The sequence below is a fragment of the Lacticigenium naphthae DSM 19658 genome, assembly GCF_000425865.1.
Classification (GTDB): Bacteria; Bacillota; Bacilli; order Lactobacillales; family Carnobacteriaceae_A; genus Lacticigenium; species Lacticigenium naphthae.
In genome coordinates this window covers 173,227-188,638 of sequence record NZ_AUEG01000001.1, presented here as the reverse complement: position 1 = coordinate 188,638, position 15,412 = coordinate 173,227, and the positions used below count along the sequence as shown (strand labels likewise).

The 15,412-nt window shown below is 32.8% G+C and carries 17 protein-coding genes and 1 other annotated feature; of the genes, 10 read left to right on the top strand and 7 right to left on the bottom strand.

The window, feature by feature from the left end:
* Positions 1-16 precede the first annotated feature (16 nt).
* From H626_RS0100900 to cspD, 3 genes are all read left to right on the top strand, one after another.
* A complete protein-coding gene (locus H626_RS0100900; RefSeq protein WP_084140121.1) occupies positions 17-643 on the top strand; it encodes a DivIVA domain-containing protein in 627 nt (208 codons plus the stop codon).
* Positions 644-855, top strand: a binding site (T-box leader).
* 43 nt (positions 856-898) lie between these two features.
* Complete coding sequence (ileS, locus tag H626_RS0100890; protein WP_027107653.1) at positions 899-3,682, top strand: isoleucine--tRNA ligase; 2,784 nt, start codon at positions 899-901, stop codon at positions 3,680-3,682.
* 221 nt (positions 3,683-3,903) lie between these two features.
* A complete protein-coding gene (cspD, locus tag H626_RS0100885; protein ID WP_027107652.1) occupies positions 3,904-4,104 on the top strand; it encodes a cold-shock protein CspD in 201 nt (66 codons plus the stop codon).
* A 69-nt stretch (positions 4,105-4,173) separates the two neighbouring features.
* On the opposite strand, the gene H626_RS0100880 is transcribed toward cspD, so the two are convergent.
* From H626_RS0100880 to H626_RS0100870, 3 genes are all read right to left on the bottom strand, one after another.
* Positions 4,174-4,422: a GlsB/YeaQ/YmgE family stress response membrane protein gene (locus H626_RS0100880; RefSeq protein WP_211221935.1), complete on the bottom strand. Its 249-nt coding sequence runs from the start codon at positions 4,420-4,422 to the stop codon at positions 4,174-4,176.
* 114 nt (positions 4,423-4,536) lie between these two features.
* Complete coding sequence (locus tag H626_RS0100875; RefSeq protein WP_027107650.1) at positions 4,537-5,739, bottom strand: toxic anion resistance protein; 1,203 nt, start codon at positions 5,737-5,739, stop codon at positions 4,537-4,539.
* Positions 5,740-5,761: 22 nt separating this feature from the next.
* Positions 5,762-6,481, bottom strand: coding sequence for a 5-bromo-4-chloroindolyl phosphate hydrolysis family protein (locus H626_RS0100870; RefSeq protein ID WP_051237688.1), 720 nt, complete (start codon positions 6,479-6,481; stop codon positions 5,762-5,764).
* 172 nt (positions 6,482-6,653) lie between these two features.
* Here H626_RS0100870 and H626_RS0100865 point away from each other — a divergent pair, with 172 nt between their 5' ends.
* The 6 genes from H626_RS0100865 to H626_RS0100840 all read left to right on the top strand — a co-directional run bounded on the left by H626_RS0100865 (position 6,654) and on the right by H626_RS0100840 (position 10,797).
* On the top strand, positions 6,654-7,220 hold the full coding sequence (locus tag H626_RS0100865; RefSeq protein ID WP_027107648.1) for an NUDIX domain-containing protein: 567 nt from the start codon (positions 6,654-6,656) through the stop codon (positions 7,218-7,220).
* The gene (locus H626_RS11825; protein ID WP_027107647.1) at positions 7,217-7,402 is read left to right on the top strand and encodes a hypothetical protein; all 186 of its coding nucleotides are present in this window, start codon (positions 7,217-7,219) and stop codon (positions 7,400-7,402) included. Before H626_RS0100865 ends, H626_RS11825 begins: the two co-directional genes overlap by 4 nt.
* 17 nt (positions 7,403-7,419) lie before the next feature.
* A complete protein-coding gene (locus tag H626_RS0100855) occupies positions 7,420-8,124 on the top strand; it encodes a 5'-methylthioadenosine/adenosylhomocysteine nucleosidase (RefSeq protein ID WP_027107646.1) in 705 nt (234 codons plus the stop codon).
* Between the two features lie 7 nt (positions 8,125-8,131).
* Positions 8,132-8,686, top strand: a complete 555-nt coding sequence (locus H626_RS0100850; RefSeq protein WP_027107645.1) for a cysteine hydrolase family protein — start codon at positions 8,132-8,134, stop codon at positions 8,684-8,686.
* Between the two features lie 204 nt (positions 8,687-8,890).
* Positions 8,891-9,508: a DUF1054 family protein gene (locus H626_RS0100845; RefSeq protein WP_027107644.1), complete on the top strand. Its 618-nt coding sequence runs from the start codon at positions 8,891-8,893 to the stop codon at positions 9,506-9,508.
* A gap of 158 nt (positions 9,509-9,666) precedes the next feature.
* Positions 9,667-10,797, top strand: coding sequence for a baeRF6 domain-containing protein (locus tag H626_RS0100840; protein ID WP_027107643.1), 1,131 nt, complete (start codon positions 9,667-9,669; stop codon positions 10,795-10,797).
* A gap of 164 nt (positions 10,798-10,961) precedes the next feature.
* Here H626_RS0100840 and H626_RS11405 read toward each other — a convergent pair whose 3' ends face one another.
* From H626_RS11405 to H626_RS0100820, 4 genes are all read right to left on the bottom strand, one after another.
* The gene (locus H626_RS11405) at positions 10,962-11,129 is read right to left on the bottom strand and encodes a hypothetical protein (RefSeq protein WP_156883195.1); all 168 of its coding nucleotides are present in this window, start codon (positions 11,127-11,129) and stop codon (positions 10,962-10,964) included.
* Between the two features lie 10 nt (positions 11,130-11,139).
* Complete coding sequence (locus H626_RS0100830; protein WP_027107642.1) at positions 11,140-11,886, bottom strand: potassium channel family protein; 747 nt, start codon at positions 11,884-11,886, stop codon at positions 11,140-11,142.
* 266 nt (positions 11,887-12,152) lie between these two features.
* Positions 12,153-12,758: a 30S ribosomal protein S4 gene (gene rpsD / locus H626_RS0100825; protein ID WP_027107641.1), complete on the bottom strand. Its 606-nt coding sequence runs from the start codon at positions 12,756-12,758 to the stop codon at positions 12,153-12,155.
* A gap of 237 nt (positions 12,759-12,995) precedes the next feature.
* A complete protein-coding gene (locus H626_RS0100820; protein ID WP_027107640.1) occupies positions 12,996-13,454 on the bottom strand; it encodes a GAF domain-containing protein in 459 nt (152 codons plus the stop codon).
* Positions 13,455-13,592: 138 nt separating this feature from the next.
* Here H626_RS0100820 and H626_RS0100815 point away from each other — a divergent pair, with 138 nt between their 5' ends.
* Complete coding sequence (locus H626_RS0100815) at positions 13,593-15,296, top strand: septation ring formation regulator EzrA (protein WP_027107639.1); 1,704 nt, start codon at positions 13,593-13,595, stop codon at positions 15,294-15,296.
* Positions 15,297-15,412 lie beyond the last annotated feature (116 nt).

The following is a 15,412-nucleotide window of genomic DNA, read 5'->3' as shown; positions in this document are numbered from 1 at the left end:
TTATGGAGGTGGGAATGTGGCTTTAACTCCTATGGATATACATAACAAAGAGTTTTCAGTCAAAATGCGCGGCTATGATCAAGATGATGTAAATGATTATCTCGACCAAATTATTAAAGATTATGAACTTTTGCTAAAGCAGAAAAAAGAATTAGAAAAACAATTAAGTTTTGCTGAAGAAAAGCTGACTCATTATGATAGTTTGCAAGATTCTTTAAATCGATCAATTTTAGTCGCACAAGAGGCTGCTGATAGATTAAAAGAAAATACTTCTAAAGAAGCAGAAATGATTGTAAGAGAAGCAGAAAGTAATGCAGATCAACTCCTCAAAGATGCTGTAGAAAAAGCGAGAACAATCGAGCACGAAACTGAATCTTTAAGAAAAGAAAGTCGTGTATTTAGACAAAGGTTACAATTGATGATAGAATCTCAATTAGAATTAATAAAAAAAGGTGAATGGGATGATATTTTACAAGTTTCAGCAACCGAAAAAGTTGAACTCCCTACAATAAATAAAGTGTCTTCTGAATTAGATAATAAGAATCAAAGCGAAAATATTGATGAAGAAATATTAGAAGCTAAAGAAGGCATGGAAGACGAAGAGGGAAATGTTCCCGCGGTAGAAATGTCCACAACTAAATAAAACAAATGTATAATCTGAAACAGCATTCTAAATAAACCTTTTAGCGAGTCGGAGATTGGTGAAAGTCCGATGAGGTCACTATTATGATTTGATCATTCAGTACATTTTTCAGCGAATTAAGTAGTTGAAGACGTATATTGGCGTTAACAAGAGAGAGAAAAAGCTAATGCTTTTTAAATTGGGTGGTACCGCGAAAAGATTTCGTCCCTTATGGGAGAAGTCTTTTTTATTTTTTGGAAAAAAGGAGAAAATAAAATGAAAATGAAAGAAACGTTACAATTAGGAAAGACTAAATTTCCTATGCGAGCAAGTTTACCGACAAAAGAAGTTGAAAGACAGTCTGAGTGGGAAAAAGAAAAGATATATGAAAAAAGGCAACAGGTGAATGAATCAAAACCAACTTTTGTATTACATGACGGCCCCCCATTTGCAAATGGGAATATTCATATGGGTCATGCTTTAAATAAAATCAGTAAAGATATCATAGTCCGCTATAAGTCTATGACAGGATTTAAAGCTCCATACGTTCCAGGATGGGATACGCATGGTTTACCTATTGAACAAGCGTTGACTAATAAGGGTGTAAACAGAAAAGATATGAGTGTGGCTGAATTCCGTAAATTATGTGAAGACTACGCTTGGGAACAAATCAATAAACAGAGAATCGATTTCAAACGTCTTGGAGTAGCTGGTGAATGGGATAATCCCTATGTTACTCTACAAAAAGAATACGAAGAATCCCAAATAAAAGTTTTCGGAAAAATGGCTGAAAAAGGATATATTTATAGAGGGCTAAAACCAATCTATTGGTCCCCATCAAGTGAAACAGCTTTAGCTGAAGCAGAAATCGAATATCATGATGTAAAATCAGCAAATATCTATGTTGGATTTAAAGTTAAAGATGGGAAAGGCTTACTGGATACAGATACTGCATTTGTTATTTGGACAACTACACCGTGGACGATTCCGTCTAACCTTGCAATAGCAGTTAATCCAAATGTCAAATATGCTGTAGTAAAAGTCAACGAGAAAAAATATGTTATAGCTTCAGAGATGATTGATAAAGTCTCAGAAAAAATAGGCTGGGAATCGGTATCAATTGAAAAAGAATTAAAAGGATCCGATATGGAACAAATGACTGCTCAACATCCAATGTACGATCGAACTTCTCTAATTATTTTAGGTGACTACGTTACTTTAGAAGAAGGAACTGGATTGGTCCATACTGCACCGGGCCATGGGGATGATGATTATATAGTTGGACAAAAATATAATCTACCTATACTATCTCCTGTTGATAGCAAAGGTTGTTTTACAAATGAAGCTCCAGGATTAGAAGGAATGTTCTATGATGATGCAAATAAAGTCATAACTGATTGGCTCGAAAAAGAAGATGCATTATTAAAATTAGATTTCTTTGTCCATAGTTACCCGCATGATTGGCGTACAAAAAAACCAGTTATATTTAGAGCAACTCCGCAATGGTTTGCTTCAATAGATAAATTCAGACAAGATATTTTAGACAATATTGAGACTGTTGACTGGCTACAACCATGGGGGATGCAAAGAATATTCAATATGGTTAGAGATAGAGGCGACTGGGTAATTTCAAGACAACGTGCCTGGGGGGTTCCGCTACCTATTTTTTATGGTGAGGATGGAGAATCGATCATTACACCTGAAACGACTAATCATGTAGCTGAATTATTTGGAGAGTTTGGCTCAAATGTTTGGTTTGAAAGAGAAGCAAAAGATTTGCTTCCAGATGGTTTTAGTCATCCGTCAAGTCCAAATGGAATATTTACTAAAGAAACTGATATAATGGATGTTTGGTTTGATTCAGGTTCATCTCATGAAGCTGTTTTAAAGAATAGAGAAAACCTTAAATTCCCTGCAGATCTCTATTTAGAAGGCTCTGATCAGTATCGTGGCTGGTTTAATTCTAGTTTGACAACTAGTGTAGCTATCAATGGTACTGCTCCTTACAAGGCAGTCTTATCCCAAGGAATGGTTTTAGATGGAAATGGAAGAAAAATGAGCAAATCAATTGGGAATACTATTGATCCTAACAAAATAATCAAGCAAAAGGGTGCAGATATTATTAGGTTGTGGGTTTCTAGTGTAGATTCGCAAGCAGATGTTCGCGTGAGCATGGAGATAATCAACCAAGTTTCAGAGATTTATAGAAAAATAAGAAATACCATTCGCTTTCTACTTGCAAATACTAGTGATTTTGATCCGATTCAGAATGGTGTTGCCTATGAAGATTTGAGATCGGTCGATCAATACATGGTCAACCGCTTAAATGACATGACAAAAAAAGTGAAGACTGCCTATGAGAACTATGAATTCTCTGTTATTTATAAGACTATTAGTAACTTTACAACGGTTGATTTATCTAATTTCTATTTAGATTTTGCGAAAGATGTCGTTTATATCGAAGCAGAAGATTCCTATGAGAGAAGAGCTATGCAAACTGTTTTCTATCAAGCAGCTCTAACAATGGCGAAACTTCTTACTCCAATTTTACCTCATACTACTGAAGAAATTTGGACATATCTAAGTGAGGAAGAAGAGTATATCCAATTAGCAGACATGCCAGAAACTAGTGAATATGCTAATGCTAAAGATCTCATGATTCGATGGTCCAAATTTATGAAAATACGAGATAATGTATTAAAAGCATTAGAAGTCGCTCGCGATCAAAAAGTTATCGGGAAGTCTTTTGAAGCGAAAGTGACTCTATATCCTAACGAAGATACACGAGCTATTTTAGAAAGCTTAGATACTGACTTACGTCAAGTGTTGATTGTTTCAGAATTAGAAATTAGCGAAGAAGAACCATCTTCAGATCTCCTTGAATTTGAAGGGCTGTCCATCAAAGTAGAACATAAACATGGAGAGACCTGTGAGAGATGTCGAATTATAAGTGAAGAAGTTGGTACAATCGAAGAAGCGCCTAATTTATGTGGGCGATGCCATACTATTGTTACAGACCATTATCCACAATATTTTGAGGAAAATGATTCAGAAAAATAAGCTAATAACTAGCAATAAACAATGGGAAAAACCTCCTCGATATGGGGAGGTTTTTTTTATTGTTTTGCATTTTTTTATAATGGTAGCCCTTGCATAAATAGCCATTTTTTTATATAATTTGTATAGTGATAGACTTTGATTTATTGAAATAGAGTTTGCAATAAAATGTATCATCTATGGATCGATCGAGTTTGTTACAATAATACTTTGGAGGTAATATTGTGGAAAGAGGAACAGTAAAATGGTTTAATGCAGAAAAAGGATTCGGTTTCATTGAAGTCGAAGGTCATGATGATGTTTTCGTTCATTTTAGTGCAATTAATGAAGAAGGATACAAATCTCTTGAAGAAGGTCAAGAAGTAGAGTTTGAAATCGTAGAGGGAGATCGTGGACCTCAAGCAGCTAATGTGGTTAAAGCTTGATCACAGTGAGTAAAAAAGACTCCCAGTTAACTATTTTGATAGTTAACTGGGAGTCTTTTTTAAACCTTGTTATTTTTTTCTGCCAATGATCAGCGAGAATACAAACACTAAAATGATTGCACCAATTAAAGCCGGTATAATAACAAATCCACCAATTTCTGGTCCCAAGTTAGGGAAAAGGCTTTCGCCAATCCAAGCTCCTAAGAAACCAGCTATGATGTTTCCGATGATACCACCTGGTACATCTTTACCTACAATATAACCTGCGACTGCTCCAATAATACCGCCAACAATTAATGACCAAATAAATCCCATAATCTATTCCTCCTAAAATATTAATGTATTACAATTCTTAGTATAGTCAATTGTCACAAAATGTTCAAATTTAACGCTCAAAAAAAGCCACCTTTTAAAAGGTGGCTTTTTTGAAATTTATTTATCTTCGGTCGTTAATTTTAGCAGTTGATCTCTCAGATTATTCTCCATAGTGACCAATTCTCTTTCGGCTTCTATGCGTTTCATACGCCCTTCTTTTTGAATCGATAAGGTTTCTTCCAAAGTCTCAACAAGACTAGATTGAGTTTTTTGTAAAGTTTCAATATCAATAATGCCTCTTTCATTTTCTCTTGCAGTCTCGATTGATGATTGTTTTAACATCTCAGAATTTTTCAATAATAAATCATTAGTTGTTTCAGATACTTGTCTTTGAGCTGTCACTGCTTCTTTTTGTCGTAACAAAGTTAATGCGACGGCAATTTGATTTTTCCATAAAGGAATTGCAGTATTGATGGAAGTTTGGATTTTTTCCGATAAAACTTGATTTGTATTTTGAATCAATCGGATTTGAGGCGCTTGTTGAATTGTCATTTGTTTAGCTATTTTAAGATCATAAACTCTTTTCTCTAATCGATCTAAAAATTGATTTAAATCATTCACACGTTGGATGTCCATTTGATTTGTACTAGTTTCTGCTTTGTTTACTGCTTTCGGAAGGATTTCATCGATTATTTCATTGATTTTCAACTCTCCGGCAGCAATATAAACGTTCAAGGCATCAAAGTATTCTAAGTTTTTTTGATACAATCCTTCAAGCATTTTGTTATCATCAAGAAGCAAATCTTTTTCTTTGCTCAACTTTAAAGATATTTTATCTACTTGAGCACCAATTTTTTGATATTTGGCGGTAGTTTCATAAATTGAGCGGCTAATTTTTCCAAATAATTTTTTGAAAAGATTTCGATCGTCGGCTTTTAAATCACTTGGATTGGCCTCTTGTAGATGAAACATTAAATCATTCAGCGTTTCACCAATAGCACCAGTTTCCTGGTTTTGAACATGAGTGAGCATAGAATGAGAAAAATCTGTTAATTGTTTCTGAGCATCTTGTCCATAATTTAAAACAGAGTCAGAATCCGTAACATTGATTTTTTTTGCTAGTTCCTCAGCTTGATTTTTTCTTTTAGTAGAAAGATTGAAATAAATTGATTCTTCTTTCTTAACAGAATCCTTTATTGAGTTTTTTGAAGGTAGCGGTTGGATTTCAGAATCTAAAGTAGATTCTGAAAATGGATTACTTAATAAATCTTCTAAATCTTTTTCGGTTTCTTCTGATTGGTTATTTTTAAACTCTACCATGAACAACATCAACTCCTAAAATTTATATTTCGCTTGACTTGAATGACTCAGCTTCTGTTAGTTTATCCTGACTATTTAAAGTTTGTTTAGCTAATTCAACTTCTAACTCTAAATCCTCTATTTCACCAGATTTAAATTTTACATAATCTTCAGCTACTAACTCACACATATCATCGATTGTGTTTGCACTTTCTTCTAAAATTTGGAAGGATGATTTGCTTTTTGCTAAATGATCATTGATTTCTAAATATTTCTTTGTCAATTCAGCCAGTGAAGGGAGATGTACATATAAAAACTTATCCACTTCATGTAACCGATTGGGTTCATTGGTTATAGCTTTAAATAGACCTTTGGTTAAACTAATGGTGTTATTTCTATGCTCTATAGCTTTAAGTTTAGAAGATGAATTGAAATTTTTTTCTAGTTCTAAGATATTTGCTTTGGCAGTATTCATAGTTTCTCTAAAATATTGGGTTTCTTCTTTAGTAAGTCCCTTAGCCGAATAGAAATCTTCTTTTTCAGCAGACAGTTTTTTTAATCTTACTTTTTTATCCTTTTTTGAGTATGCTTTGTTTTTATCTTGTTGATAAAAAAGGAATGCTCCTAAAATCAAACTCAGTAAGAGGGATAAAGTTATATCCATTTCTATAAATACTAGTAATACAATAAAAACGACCAAGGTAGTTATACTCGTAAAAGTATAAATGAAAATATCTTTAAAATCTTTAATTAATGGTTTCATTTTTTTCACTCCTATTTTATAAAACATTCGTATGCTTGTATTTATATTTTATCATAAATGGGGACATAAATGTTATCCGACCTTTGTACCATATATGTGATTCATTATAGCTTATATTGAAAAAAACAATAAACAACGGTATGATAAAAAAAACGTGGAAAAGAGGTAAAAAATGGTTAATGAAGAAAAGACTCTCTCATCTCAAACAATATACAAAGGAAATATTACTGAATATGTGCTCAAAGAAGTAGAATTACCTGATGGAAAGACGTCAATCAGGGAAATCGTTAAACATGATCAGGCATCAGCAGTTATTCCGTTTTTAAATGAAGATACAGTAGTTTTTGTGAAACAATTTCGCAAACCAATTGAAAGGAGCCTTTATGAAATACCCGCTGGATTAATGGATAGTGGTGATAAAGGCGAGGGTCTGTCAACTGCTAAAAGAGAATTAGAAGAAGAAACCGGATATAAGGCAAAGAAATGGGATTTCATCACTTCTTTTTATAGCAGCCCGGGATTCACAGATGAATTTTTATATATATACGAAGCAAAAGATTTAATTAGAAATAATGATGTTCTAAAATTAGATGACAATGAATTTTTAGAAGTATTCCCATTAACATTTAGGGAAGCATGGAGTTATTATGAAAAAGGTGAAATACGCGATGCAAAATCGGTATTCGCATTATTTTATTGGAAAAATAAGTTAGAATCGAATAAGGATGAAGTCAATTGAAGAATATTATTTCTAAATTTAAGAAAAAAAATAAATATGAACCCGCTCATTCTAGCAAGACAAAGAGTCGCAGAAAAGTGACGTTACAACAATATAGACAAGTGGAAAACATTTTAAACAAAGCAATATTATTTGTGGCACTTTTGCTGGTAATTTTGATTTTGTTTATCATATTTGTCTAAATCACAGGAGGAAATTTATGGAAAAATTAGGCATTATAGGTGCAATGGATCAAGAAGTTACGATACTTATTGCAGCAATGAAAAGTGAAAGTAAAAGCGAGATTGCAGGTATGAGCTTTTATAAAGGACTCGTTTATAATGTTGAGACAGTGGTTGTTCAATGCGGTGTCGGAAAAGTCAATGCAGCGATTGCTACAACTATTTTAATTGAAAGATATAACGTTGAAGCCATAATTAATACTGGATCTGCTGGAGGATTAGATTCAAGTTTAAATATAGGAGATGTGGTATTGGGCCGAATGTTAGCATATAATGATGCGGATGCCACTGCTTTTGGATATTCATTTGGTCAAATACCACAAATGCCATTTGAATACAGAGCAGATGAAATTTTACTTGATAAAATGGATTTAGCAGCTACCCAAGCAGAATTAACTACACATGAAGGATTGATTTTAACAGGAGATTCATTTATCTCCAATAAGAAAGTTCTAAACAGGATGAAAGAAAACTTCCCATCCGCAATGGTTACTGAGATGGAAGGAGCTGCTGTAGCACAAACTGCATGGAGATTTAACATCCCTTTTTTAGTTATTCGATCTGTTTCTGATTTAGCTAACGAAGATGCTAATATTTCTTTTGATAAATTTATTATCGAAGCAGGTAAAAAATCAGCAGAAATGGTTTTATTATTTATAAAAGAAATTTCTAAAGGGAGGTAGGGAATAAATGAAAGCTTTATTATCTATCGATTATACGAATGATTTTGTAGACGAAAAAGGAGCACTGACGGCCGGGGGACCCGCTCAAGAAATAGAAAACAATATTGTTAGACTAACCAGAGAAATGGCAGAAAAAGGTGAGTATGTTGTTTTTACAATTGATGCTCATGATCCGAATGAAAAATATCACCCAGAAAAAGACTTGTTTCCTCTACATAATGTAAAGGGAACTTGGGGGCGAGAATTATTTGGTTCTTTGAAAGAAACCTATGAAGATATCAAGGATAAAGAAACTGTTTATTGGATTGATAAACGTCACTATTCTGCGTTTAGTGGCACGGACCTAGATATTCGCTTAAGAGAAAGAAAAATAGAAGAGATTTGGTTGACGGGCGTAGTTACGGATATTTGTGTTCTTCATACGGCAATTGACGCATACAATTTGGGATATTCTATAGTGGTCGTTGAAAGTTGCGTAGCAAGCTTTAACGAGTTAGGGCATAAATGGGCCTTGGACCATTTCAAGAATACTCTTGGAGCAAAAATTGTTCAAGACGTTTAGGCTAAGAAACGGCACTCGGAAATTAACAAAATGTTTTATTAGAGCTCGAACTATTTGGCCAAGAGCTCTTTTAAAGTAGGAATAGATTTTATTTAGAAATGAAATAATTATTATAGTTACAAAAAGAGGATCAATAAAAATGATGGAGTATTTAAGTATTGTTGTTTAGTACCCCATTTAAAAATAAAGTTAGGAGCACCCCATTTGTTCAATAAATGTGACTTCAATATTTTTCAAGTGAATACTTTAGATGATAGAATGCAAGCCATTCGGGAAATAATCCAACCTACATTTCAAGAATGGGGAGAATACTTTGTTGAGTACTTCGATAAAAATATAAACGAAAAAGTTCCATATCATATCGCTCAGCATAAAAGAAGAACTGTCCATCCAGCTGAGAGCACATGGGTCGGAATCGGCGGGGATAGGAGAGGGTATAAAAAATTCCCTCATTTTCAAATTGGAATCAACGAAGATCATGTTTTTATTTGGTTGGCTCTAATAGATAATCCCGTTAATGAATTAAATATGTTAAAGTACATTGAAAATCATCCGGATACAATAACCCAATTACCCGATGATTTTATTCTATCAGGTGATCATACGGTATCGGCTGTAAAACCTTGTACGACTGACAATTTAACTACCGTATTATCTAGAGCTAAAAAAGTTAAAAAGGCGGAGTTTTTGGTTGGTAGAATTATTTCGAATAACAGCTATCTTCTAAGTGATCCTATAGAACAAAAAAAGTATATAAAGGATACAGTCGAATATCTGCTGCCTTTATTTCAGGATTTAGTTGAACTCCAAAAAAAAGAATGAAGTACTAGGTTTAAGGAGAAGAGACAGTTTAATTCCCGTCTTTATTCTAAATTAATACGTAGATTCAGAGGAACTTTTACTTTCAATGCCCTTTTGTTTTACAAATGAACACGTTTTCTTTAAAATGAGGTTAACATAATCATTGGAGGGAGATACGAATGAGAGAATTAATGACATTTCCAACAAATGAATTACTGGAGGAACATGAAGTTGTTGTTTCTATAACACAATTAATAGAAAGCACTCCTTTTGAAATTGATAAAAAGCAAATTCAATTTCAAAATCTAGTAAAAGAAGTGAAAAGCGAATTAACAAAAAATTATAGTGAAGAAGTTATGAAAAAAATCATGGATCAATTGAAACCATTTATGGAAAACCACGATGGTTTTTGGAGATCAGTCTCAGGAAGCTTAGCATTTTATGCTACTCCTAAAGAACTTTATTATTACCGCTTGTCTGTTCCAGTTGCGAATTATGCTACAGTTTCTAAAAAGCCTCTGGTTCTTCCTTTAATTGAAAATTTCCAATTTATTAGTGATTATCATTTATTATGCCTCAATCATGATCACATTAAATTATTCAGAGGAAGACAAACAAAAATTGAAGAAATTGAATTGCCAGAAGAGGCACCAACCACAATAGACATAGCCCTGGGGGATAATGAATTCACTGGCGGAGAATTGAATGTTGACAGTTATAATGGTGGGCCAATCGGTGGTATGCACCATGGTCACAACGAAAAAAGTCATGAAGTACAAATTGACCAGGTGAATTATTTCAGAGCAGTAGACAAATATATTCTGGAAAATTTCACTAAAAAAGAGGGGCTACCCTTGTTAGTATTTGGATTGCCTGAAAATTTAGCTGATTTTTATAGACTGTCAAAAAATCCAGATTTATCAGAAGAGAAGATTGAAGCATCACCAGCTCAACTATCGAATAATGAAATTGAAGAAAAAACTGCTAAAATTGTTAAGGAAACAATCGATAAACGGTTCAATGCTATGCGAAATCAATTTACGGAAACAACTCCAGAATTTAAGTTAGGAGCTCAATATGGGGACTTAGCATTTTCAAGTGTTGAGGGTAAAATTGATTATTTACTTCTTGAAAAAGGCTATGAAGTTAAAGGCTATATTGATGAGAACGGTCGGTACCACGAAGGGTCAGAAGATCTATACGTGAATCAATTAGCACAAAATGTATTAGGAGCTAAAGGTAAAGTGTATGTACTTGATAACGAGAGAATGCCTGCTTCAGAAGGTTTAGCAGCGGTGCTAAGATACTAGACTATAAAGGTTCTTTGTCAAATATACTAAGATTAGTAGTGTGGGTCACTATTTGACATAGAACCATAATAAAAAGAGCAGACTAATAATCTGCTCTTTTTATTTATGTAAAACTAAAAACCTTCCGTAGTTTATCTTTTCTTTTTAAAATTGTATCTGTTTTTTTATTTCCCTAAAACTTCCAACGAAAACCGTAGCATGAACGCTTCTAAACTCGCAAGCTCTCGCTGTTTAAAAACTCTCATCTGTACACGATCCTCAATTTGGATCATGACTTTATTCTCATTTATATGTATAGATTCATTTCCTTTATGATAATATGCTTGCCACATTGGACACCTCCTAAAAATTTTTATCATCTAATTTTTCTAGTAAATATGAAATCTTTTTATTTAGTTCTTTGATTTCAAGATTTTGTTCCTTAATACTTTCATCTTCATCATTCATAAAAAAAGAGGTGATAGTACTAGTGAGTGTTCCAAATAACCCAATACCTGTTAACATTAGTATAACAGCAGTTATTCTTCCAATAGTAGTTGAAGGAGAAATATCCCCATATCCCACAGTTGTTGCAGTAACAAAAGCCCACCATAATGAATCTGAAAAATTGGTGTTTTCGGTAATAGAATAAATTGAAGCACCTATAAGCAGAACAGTACTTGCAGTGTAAATCATGTAAATAAACCCATTCGTTTTAAGAAACTTTTTCAAGTGTTTGCTTGCTTTTCCTGTAATTGCAGCTATTTTAGTCAGACGTAGTATTTTAGAAAAACGATTTAAACGTGACAGTCGAGATAGACGTGTGATTCGAAAAATTCTGGCAATTCTAAAATAGTAAAAAAATGAACTAAAAGGAATGATAGCGACTAAGTCAAAAACATTTCTTTTAATAAAATTAAGTTTATTTCTAGATAGTAGTAACCTGGTGAAATAATCTATCGCAAATATTATTAAAATTAATATATCTAATTCTTTATAAGGAGATAAAACTAAGCTTATGTAGTTTGTGGTATCTAAAATCACTAGAGAAATAGACAACAGTGCAAGTAGAATAATCAATGGATCATAATATTTTTTTATTAGATTCAAAATAGGCTCCTTTCATTTTTAGTATGTGTCAGTAGAAGAAATAAACAACTTAACCAATGTTTATTATATGTCTCGCTAACACTTCCTTCAACATTTCTTTTTTACTCTTAAACAAAAGTGGGGAAGATTTTTAATCTTCCCCAAATGTTCCCCAGAATAAAAGGAAAACAAAGCACAATATGTAATTCTAAAAAAATAAAAGAGGCAAGAATGTTGTAATAACAACGTTCTTGCCTCTTGAAATTCTTGTAAAGAAGATGACCTTCTTAACGGTTGTAGTACTCAACGATGAATGCTTCATCGATTTCAGCAGACATTTCTTCACGCAATGGTAAGCGTGTTAGTGAACCTTCTAATTTTTCATCATCAAAAGTAACAAACTCAGGACGACCAAAAATAGATTCAATAGCTTCTTTGATAATTTTCATGTCTTTAGATTTTTCACGTACAGCAATTACGTCTCCAACTTCAACACTATATGAAGGGATATCAACGCGTTTTCCATTAACAGTAATATGGCCATGGTTAACTAATTGACGTGATTGGCGACGAGTAGTTGCTAATCCTAAACGATAAACAACATTATCTAAACGTTTTTCTAGTAAAATCATGAAGTTAACACCTTGTTTACCTTCTCTGATTTTGCTAGCTTTGTTAAATAAGTTAAAGAATTGACGTTCATTTAATCCATACATAAAGCGTAATTTTTGTTTTTCTCTTAATTGTAATCCATACTCAGATAATTTAATACGAGCAGTAGGTCCATGTTGTCCTGGAGCATACGGACGTCTTTCTATTTCTTTTCCTGTACCTGATAATGAAATACCTAAACGACGAGATTTTTTCCAAGATGATCCTGTAAAACGTGCCATAATATTCATTCCTCCAATAATTTTTTGGAGTAAAATAATGTCCAGAAATTCAGTAATACGTGCAGTTTGTTTTTCAATCTTCACCATTTGCAGCCGCTGGTTACACAATTGCACAATCTATATAGGCTTTATATAGGCAACAAACTGTTGACGCGGTTACCATTCCCTGCTGCTTATTTTACACAAAGCATATTGTACCGTTTTATAGAGAAATAGTCAAGAAAAGAGTGGTTTGATTTAAATTTTAGAATGCTTTAGGAGTATGTCAGCAAAACGCTCTAGTTCTTTCTGATCATTTTCATTGAAGCGAGAAAATGTAGGAGAGTCAATATCAAGAACACCTATTTTTTTACCATCTTTTACTAAGGGGACTACAATTTCAGCATTACTTTGTGCATCACAAGCTATGTGTCCGTCAAAAGCATGCACATCATCCACGATAAAAGATCGACTAGTATTAAAAGCAGTCCCACAGACACCCTTACCATTTCTTATACGAATACAGGCTACTTTACCTTGGAACGGTCCTAAAACGAGTTCATCAGTAATTCCGTCATATAAATAAAAACCGGCCCAATTGATATCATTTAAATTCTCAAAGAGAAGTGCAGAGGCATTGCTTAAATTGGCAATGAAGTTTTCTTCACCTTCAATTATGGCCTCCAGTTGTTGATTCAATAAAGTATCTTTCGTCATAAATTTCTCATCCTTTAAAATACAATTTGATTAAATTTTTCTATTCAGTATAACATAGCGAGTAATTTTTGTTATAATTAATATTAACGATTTTGTTTCATTCATAAAAGAGATGCAATTGATACTGGGGGAGAAAGTATGAATCAAGAATTACTATTTATTGGAATAATGGGATTACTCATTGTTATTTATTTTATAATAAAACAGTTAAAAAATAAACATTATGCAGTAATCGACAGTTTGGACGAGAAAAAGAGTCAACTTTTTGAACATACCATTGATCAACAAGTTTTATCCATAGAAGACTTACAAATAACTGGAGAATCAGAAAAGAAATTTCTTTCTTTAAAAGAAGATTGGAAAAGAATTGAAACTGTTTTGCTCTCTCAAATTGAAAACTCTCTCTACGAAGCAGAAAAATGTGTAGATCAATACCGATTGAAAAAAGCATCCAGACTAGAAAAAGAAATAAAAGATAATATAGAAATGGTCAAGAAAAATCTCGAAGAAGTAGATAGTGACTTACAAGCAGTTTTGAAAGATCATGAGAACAATTTAAAAGAAGTGAAAGAAACGAAGAATCGATATGAAACTATTCGGAAAAATCTGCTGACAAATAGTTTCGCATATGGAGAAGCCTTAGAGGGACTTGAAGACCAATTGACAGTTATTGAAAAAAAATTCAATTCTTTTTATGATGCTACAGAAGCTAGGGATTATGTTGGAGCAAAAAACATTATTACCTCTATACATAACTTGTTAGATGAAATGAACGTTTATCTCTCGGAACTACCAGAGCTTGTAAATCTTCAAGAAGAAATTTTCCCTACAGACGTTGATGATTTAGAGAATGCTTATGGAAAAATACAGCAAAAAGGATGCGAAGTGGCTGATTTTGATTTGAAAAAAATCAAAAATGAATTAATAAAAGATCTAAATGACTTAGAAACAGAAATAAAAACATTAAACTTGAATAATGCAAATAGACTCAGTGAAAAAATTGATACTAAATTAGAAACCTATTTTAGTATCATTGAAACAGAATTTAGAGCTAAAGATAAAGTAATAGAAAAGCAAACACAATTGAGACAAGCGTTTCATTATTTCGAAAAAAGATTGCATCAAATAGAACTAGAATTTGACAGATTAGAACAAAATTATGTTCTGGATAAGCAAATGAAAACTGAACTTACTGATTTATATGAAGAAATTGCTATTGAAAAAGAAACCTATCAATCGATTGAAGATCAACTAGCTGATCAAACAATTATATACTCGTTGATAAATGATAGACTGGATAGTCTGATGACGAGTTTAGAAACTATTCACAAAAAAATAACAAAACTCAATGAAAATCTTCTCAACTTACGAACCAGGGAATTGGCTATTAAAGAGGATTTAAAAATGATGGAAACAAAAATGCGTGAATTAAAACGCAAAATTGAAATGCATCATTTACCGGGGCTTTCCGCAGAATATCTGGAATATTTTTTTTACGTGACCGATCATATTGAAAGCCTGAAAAAAGAAATTGGCCAATTGAAAATTGACATGAAATCGATTGGAAAAAGTTATCAATTTTTAAAAGAAGATATGAAGGACCTGGAAGAAAAAACAGAAATTTTGATTGAAAGTGCATTACTAACTGAACAATATATGCAATATATACGACGTTATCAGGAATCAAATGAGACTGTAGAAGAAGTGATGGAAAAAAGTTATATTTTGTTTACTGAAGAATACGAATATACGCGTGCCGCAACTCTGCTAGAGGAAAAATTGGAAGAAATCGAATCTGACTCAGTCAAAAGGATTAAAGAAGAGTTTTTAGCAAAAGCATAAAGAATCAGAAAAGAATCAAGCTATAAGCCAGATATAGAGCGTCTTATAGTATAGATTCTTTTCTTTATTTTTTCTTTGTAATTTTGTAATAATGACAAGTTTATTTTTGATGTAAA